Here is a 6493-nt window from a genome sequence, read left to right as displayed (position 1 = left end):
GTGCCTCTGGGTACGTCCCTTGCGGCACGCCCCCTCCACCATGCTGCGCATGGTCCCCCTCCCCGTACCGGGGAGGAGTAAATGTCCGACTTCGCCGAACTGGTCGCGGCGACGCATTATTCCTTCCTCGACGGCGCAAGCTCGGCGGAAGCGATGGTTCAGCAGGCGATCGTTCTGGGGCTGGACGGAATTGGCATTGCCGACCGCAACACGGTGGCGGGGGTGGTGCGGGCCTACCGGGCGTTGCGGGAAATCCGCGAAAAGCTCGGGGACCGGATGCAGCCGTTTGAGCTGGTCGTTGGCGCGCGTCTCATCTTTGCCGATGGCACGCCGGACATCGTCGCCTATCCGATTGATCGCACCGGCTGGGGCCGGCTGACCCGATTGCTGACGTTGGGCAACAAGCGGGCGCGGAAAGGTGGCTGCATCCTGGGGCTGGGCGACCTGATCCGCCATGCCGAGGACTTGCTGCTGATCGCGTTACCCGAATCCTCGGCAAGGCCCTGCGAGCCGATGACGGACGCGATGCTGCCGCCGCAGCGCGCCGATCCGGGACTGGCGGCGACGCTCGACCGGCTGGTGACGGTGGCGCCGGGGCGGGTCTGGCTGGGCGTGACCATGCCGCGATCGGGGGCGGACCGGCGGCGGCTGATGGCCCATGCCGCCCTGGCCGAGACACGGGGCGTGCCGCTGCTCGCCACCACCGACGCGCTGTTCGCCGCGCCCGCAGACCGACCGGTACAGGATATACTGACCTGCATCCGCGAGGGGCTGACCATCCGCACCGGCGGGCGGCGGTTGGCGGCCAATGCCGAACGCCATCTGAAGCCCGCCGCCGAAATGGCGCGGCTGTTCGCCGACCGGCCGGGGGCGGTGGAGGAGAGCGTGGCGATTCTCGACCGCATCACCTTCCGGCTGGACCACCTGTCCTATGACTATCCGCATGAGCCGGTGCCCGAGGGGTGGGAGGCGCAGGACTGGCTGGAGGAACTGGTGCGGCGGGAGGCGGCGGCGCGCTTTCCCGATGGTGTGCCCGGCAAGCTACAGGCTACGCTTGCCGAGGAACTGACCCTCATCCGCGAATGCGACTATGCCCATTATTTCCTGACCGTACACGACGTGGTGCGGTTCGCGCGCAGTCGGCCGCAGCCCATTCTCTGCCAGGGTCGGGGCTCGGCGGCCAATTCGGCGGTCTGCTGGCTATTAGGTGTGACCTCGGTCGATCCGACCAAGCACGACCTGCTCTTTTCCCGCTTCGTGTCGACCGAACGCAAGGAGCCGCCCGATATCGACATCGACTTCGAGCATGAGCGGCGCGAAGAGGTGATCCAGTATATCTATGGCCGCTATGGCCGCCACCGCGCCGCCATCGCCGCGACCGTCATCCATTATCGCCCGCGCAGCACGGTGCGCGAGGTCGGCCGCGCCCTGGGGCTGAGCGAGGATGTGACCCAGCGGCTGACCAGCACCGTCTGGGGCAGCTTTTCCAAGCAGTTCGAGGAGAAGCGGTTCCACGAAACCGGCTTTTCCCCCGACAATCCCGAGATTGCGCGGCTACGCACCCTGGTCGACCGGCTGCTGGGCGCCCCGCGCCACTTGTCGCAGCATGTCGGCGGCTTCGTGCTGACGCAAGGACGGCTCGACGAGACCGTGCCGATCCATAACGGCGCGATGGAGGGGCGGACCTTCATCGAATGGGACAAGGACGATATCGACGAGCTGAAGATCATGAAGGTCGACATATTGGCGCTGGGAATGCTGACCTGCATCCGCAAGGCGTTCGACCTGATGGCGGCGAACGGCATGGCCCGCCCCGATCTCGACACGCTGGCGCAGGACGAGGACGAGCGTGTCTACAAGATGCTGCAAAAGGGCGACAGCATCGGTGTGTTCCAGGTGGAGAGCCGGGCGCAGATCAACATGCTGCCCCGGCTGAAGCCGAAGCGATTCTATGATCTGGTCGTACAGGTCGCGATCGTGCGGCCGGGGCCCATCGAGGGCGACATGGTGCACCCCTATCTGCGTCGCCGGGGGGAGAAGGAGAAGGTCGAATATCCCTCTCCCCATCCCTCGGAGGGGGATGCGGACGAGTTGAAGACCATCCTGAAGGACACCTATGGCGTGCCCCTGTTCCAGGAACAGGCGATGAAACTGGCCATCGTCGCCGCCAAATTCACCCCCGACGAAGCCAATGGCCTGCGCCGCGCGATGGCGACGTTCCGCAATGTCGGCACCATCCAGGGTTTTCGTGAGAAGATGGTCGGCGGCATGGTCCGCCGCGGTTACGAACCCGAGTTCGCCGAACGCTGCTTCAAGCAGATCGAGGGGTTCGGCTCCTATGGCTTTCCCGAAAGCCATGCGCTGTCCTTTGCGCGGCTGGTCTATGTCTCGGCCTGGCTGAAGTGCCATCAGCCCGCGATCTTCACCTGCGCACTGCTGAACGCCCAGCCGATGGGATTCTATGCCCCTGCCCAGCTCGTCCGCGACGCCCGCGAGAATGGCCAGGTCGAGGTGCGGCCGGTCGATGTGAATCACAGCGGCTGGGACAACCGGCTGGAGGCCCGTAGCGACGGCGCCTTCGCGCTGCGGCTGGGCTTTCGCCAAGTCGACGGGTTCCGCGAGGAGTGGGGCAAGGCCATCGCCGACCACGCACCCTATGACAGCATCGAGTCGGTTGCGATTCGCGCCCACCTTCCCCGCCGGGCACTCGACCTGCTGGCGCAGAGCGACGCCTATCGCTCGCTGGGGCGCGGGCGGCGCGAGGGGCAGTGGGAGGCGCGGCGGATGAAGTCGGCGCAACTGCCGCTCTTCGCCGCGATGGAGGCCCCCGAAATGGCCGCCGAGCCACCGGTGACGCTGCCGCCCATGTCGCCGTCCGAACAGGTGACCGCCGATTACCGCGCCACCCGCCTGTCGCTGAAGGGCCATCCCATGGCGTTCCTGCGCGCCGAACTGGCGGCGGAGGGAGTGCTGTCCGCCGCCGATGTGATGCGCTTGCGCGACGGACGGCGGGTGAAGGTGGCGGGGGTGGTGCTGGTCCGCCAACGGCCGGGCAAGGGCAATGCGATCTTCGTGACGATCGAGGACGAGACCGGCATCGTCAACGCGCTGCTCTGGGCGCGCGATTTCGAGGCGAACCGGCGCAGCGTCATGGCGGCGCGGCTGATGCTGATCCACGGCGTCGTGCAGCGGAGCGAGGAGGGCGTCGTCCATGTCATGACGGTGGGCGTAGAGGATCGCAGCACGATGCTGGCCCGGCTGGAGGACGTCCCCGCCGCGCCCACCCGCTCGCACGATCCGCGCGGGCCCGTCGCCCAGCGCGGGGTCCACCCCCGCGACGTCCGCCTGCTGCCCCGGTCGCGGGATTTCCATTAGGGCAATGCCATATGATCATTCCTCCCCTGCAAGGGGAGGGGGACCATGCGTAGCATGGTGGAGGGGTGTCACCACTCGCGAGAACAGCCTTACCTTTCCAATCGGGACACCCCTCCGTCAGGGCTTCGCCCTGCCACCTCCCCTTGCAGGGGAGGAACGGGTGTCCATCCCCGACCCGTCCCGATTTATCCGATCGCCTCTGTCTCCAAGGGCTTGTGCCCACCCCCCGCCATGCCATATTTTACATCATCATGGCCCTGAACAGCGATCTACTCACCCATCCCCTGGGGATGGCCGGCAATGGGCCGGGTCACGACCATGGGGACGAGGACGGCACCGGCCTGGGTGTCGCGACGCGGACCCGTGCCCGTACCAAGCAGCCGACGCCCTATCGCGTGCTGATGCTGAACGACGATTACACGCCGATGGAATTCGTCGTGCTGTGCCTGCAACGCTTCTTCCGCATGAGCATGGACGATGCGACCCGCGTGATGCTGCACGTCCATCAGCGCGGTGTCGGCGTGTGCGGCGTCTTCTCCTACGAAGTCGCCGAGACCAAGGTGGCGCAGGTGATCGACTTCGCCCGCGCGAACCAGCATCCGCTTCAATGCACGTTGGAGAAGGCCTGAAGCATCGGGCCTTTCCGCCACGCTGGCGGGTCGATGACGATCGCTTGACGTTTACGGCACCTTTTCCCCGTCCGGTCGTTTGCCCTGCGCAACGATAAGTCTCGGGCAAACAGGGGGTTGGTGTGATGGCGATGATCTGGGGCTGGGCACCCTTGCTGCTGGCGGCCCCCTTTTCCCCGCAACAGACGACCGATCCCGTCCCCACCGCTGCCCGCGCCGCGCCGACCAGTGCGGAGGGCGATACGCAGCGGCCACCCACACGGCGCCTGCCCGTCCGCCCGTCGGACAGCGCGCCCTCCGCGATCACCGCCGATACGCGGCGGACGCCGCCGCCCGGCATCATCGGCGACTGGCACAAGATTCGCACCCGCCTGAACGAGCGCGGCATCACCGTCACCGCGCGCTATGCCTCGGAAAGCGCCGCCAATATCACCGGTGGCCGCAAGACCCTGTTCCGCGAGACCGGCCAGTTCGACGCGGGCGCCTTGTTCGATCTGGAAAAAGTCTTCGGGCTGAAGGGCGGCGCGTTTCAGGCGACCCTCACCTATCGCCGGGGCCGCAACCTCAGCGACGATGCCAATCTGGGCACGCTGCAACAGGTGCAGGAGGTCTATGGCCGCGGCCAGACGCTACGCCTCACCCAATTCTGGTACGAACAGCGGATCGGTGAGCGGTTCGAGCTGAAGCTGGGTCGCACCAATCCGGGCGAGGACTTCGCCATCTTCTCCTGCCACTTCATGAACCTCAGCTTCTGCGGCGCACAGCCCGGCAATCTGGTCGGCGACTATTGGCAGAACTGGCCGGTCAGCCAGTGGGGCGCACGGCTGCGCTACGAACCGCGCGACGACCTGTATGTCCAGGGCGCGGTGTACGAGATCAACCCGCGCAACCTCGACAATGATTTCTTCATCGGCCACTTCAAGGGCGCGACAGGCGTGCTGGTCCCGGCCGAGGTGGGCTGGATCAATAATGCCAGCGCCGGGCGGATCGGGTCGTACAAGCTGGGCGGCTGGGTCGCGACGGCGGATGCGGCGGACGTGTTCCTCGACGTCAACCGCCGTCCCATCGCGATCACCGGCCTGGCCCCGCTGGAGCGCAGCAGCCGCTACGGCGTGTACGTCAACATCCAGCAGCAGCTGACCGGCGAGACAAAGGATGGCAAAGCTGAAAACGGCCTCAGCGTCTTCCTGAACGCGACCCAGGCCGACCGCGCGACCAGCGTCACCGACAACCAGGTCGCCGCCGGCCTATTCTATAAGGGGCTAGTCCCCGCCGTGCCGGGCGACGTGCTGGGGTTCGGCGTGGCGCGCACCCATGTGAACAACCGGGTGGCGGACGGCCAGCGACTCGATCCGACGCGGCCCGCCGTGCAGGGCTCCGAATATGCAGCGGAAGTCTATTACAGCATCCACCCCGCCGAATGGCTGGAGATGCGACCCAATGTGCAGTTCGTCCACCATCCCGGCGGCTATTCGGAGGCCGAGGACGTCACCATCGTCGGGCTGAAGGCCGCCTTCACCCTGTAACATGCGCGATTCACGACCCGTTCAATAGGCGGCGCGCAAGGACAGGCGCGCCAAAGGAGTTTGATATGATCCGTTCGATGATGGCGACCGCCCTGATGGCGCCGACCGCCATGGCGATGGTCGCCGCCCCCGTCCCCGTCATGGCCCAGGCGAGCGGCGACCTGGCGGCGGTGCAGCGTCACCTGCAATCGGTGCAGACGATGACCGCCGACTTCACTCAGCAGGACCGGGCGGGCAAGGTGCTGACCGGCACGCTGACCATGAAGAAGCCGGGCAAGATCCGCTTCCAATATGAAAAGGGCGTACCGCTGCTGATCGTCGCGGATGGCGGCAGTCTGTGGTTCCTCGACTATTCGGTCGGGCAGAAGCAGCGCTGGCCGATCAAGAACTCACCGCTAGGCGTGTTGCTCGACCCGACTCGCGACATTTCCCGCTATGCCAAGGTCGTGCCCAGCGCCGATTCGCGCCTGGTCTCGGTCGAGGCGAACGATCCCAAGCACCCCGAATATGGCAAGATCACCCTGGTCTTCGCCCGCGACGCCTCCGCGCCGGGCGGGTTGATGATGCAGGGCTGGGTCGCGCTCGACAGCCAGAACAACCGCACGACGATCCGCTTGTCGAACCAGCGATTCGGCGTACCGGTCGACGATAAAGCGTTCCGTTTCAACGACCCGCAGAGGCGTTCGGGCCGAAACTGAACGGTCGCGGGCCGTTTCATTCATCCGGGCGACAGGTTCGCTGGCCTATCAAGGCGTTGCGGTTGAGGGGCCTTCGAGATTCCCCCCTGTTGCTCGAATGAGCACCCTCATCCCGCCTGCGTGACGAACGCTAGGTCGGCCCTCGCTCCATGCCCCCGGAGCGAGGGCCTTTCCTTTTTCTATCTTTTGACCCCGGCGAAGGCCGGGGCCCAGTCGCCATGTCGTTGGTGGCGCGCATCACGTGGCGTGGGAGGCCAAGACGTCG

Annotated in this window: 4 protein-coding genes; all 4 read left to right on the top strand. The window is 66.3% G+C overall.

The window, feature by feature from the left end; translation table 11 throughout:
- Positions 1-81: 81 nt before the first annotated feature.
- The 4 genes from SSA01S_RS09705 (at position 82) to SSA01S_RS09690 (ending at position 6228) form a co-directional block, all read left to right on the top strand.
- Positions 82-3375, top strand: coding sequence for an error-prone DNA polymerase (locus SSA01S_RS09705; RefSeq protein WP_061780239.1), 3294 nt, complete (start codon positions 82-84; stop codon positions 3373-3375).
- A gap of 290 nt (positions 3376-3665) precedes the next feature.
- Positions 3666-4004, top strand: a complete 339-nt coding sequence (gene clpS, locus SSA01S_RS09700) for an ATP-dependent Clp protease adapter ClpS (protein WP_058715306.1) — start codon at positions 3666-3668, stop codon at positions 4002-4004.
- 125 nt (positions 4005-4129) lie between these two features.
- Complete coding sequence (locus SSA01S_RS09695; RefSeq protein ID WP_061780238.1) at positions 4130-5530, top strand: carbohydrate porin; 1401 nt, start codon at positions 4130-4132, stop codon at positions 5528-5530.
- A gap of 65 nt (positions 5531-5595) precedes the next feature.
- Positions 5596-6228 carry a LolA family protein gene (locus SSA01S_RS09690; protein WP_419836523.1) on the top strand — a complete coding sequence of 211 codons (633 nt, stop codon included), beginning with the start codon at positions 5596-5598 and terminating at the stop codon, positions 6226-6228.
- Positions 6229-6493 lie beyond the last annotated feature (265 nt).

Source organism: Sphingomonas sanguinis NBRC 13937 (genome assembly GCF_001591005.1).
Taxonomy (GTDB): domain Bacteria; phylum Pseudomonadota; class Alphaproteobacteria; order Sphingomonadales; family Sphingomonadaceae; genus Sphingomonas; species Sphingomonas sanguinis.
Note: the sequence above shows the minus strand (reverse complement) of the source record. Positions and strands in the feature narration are given on the sequence as shown.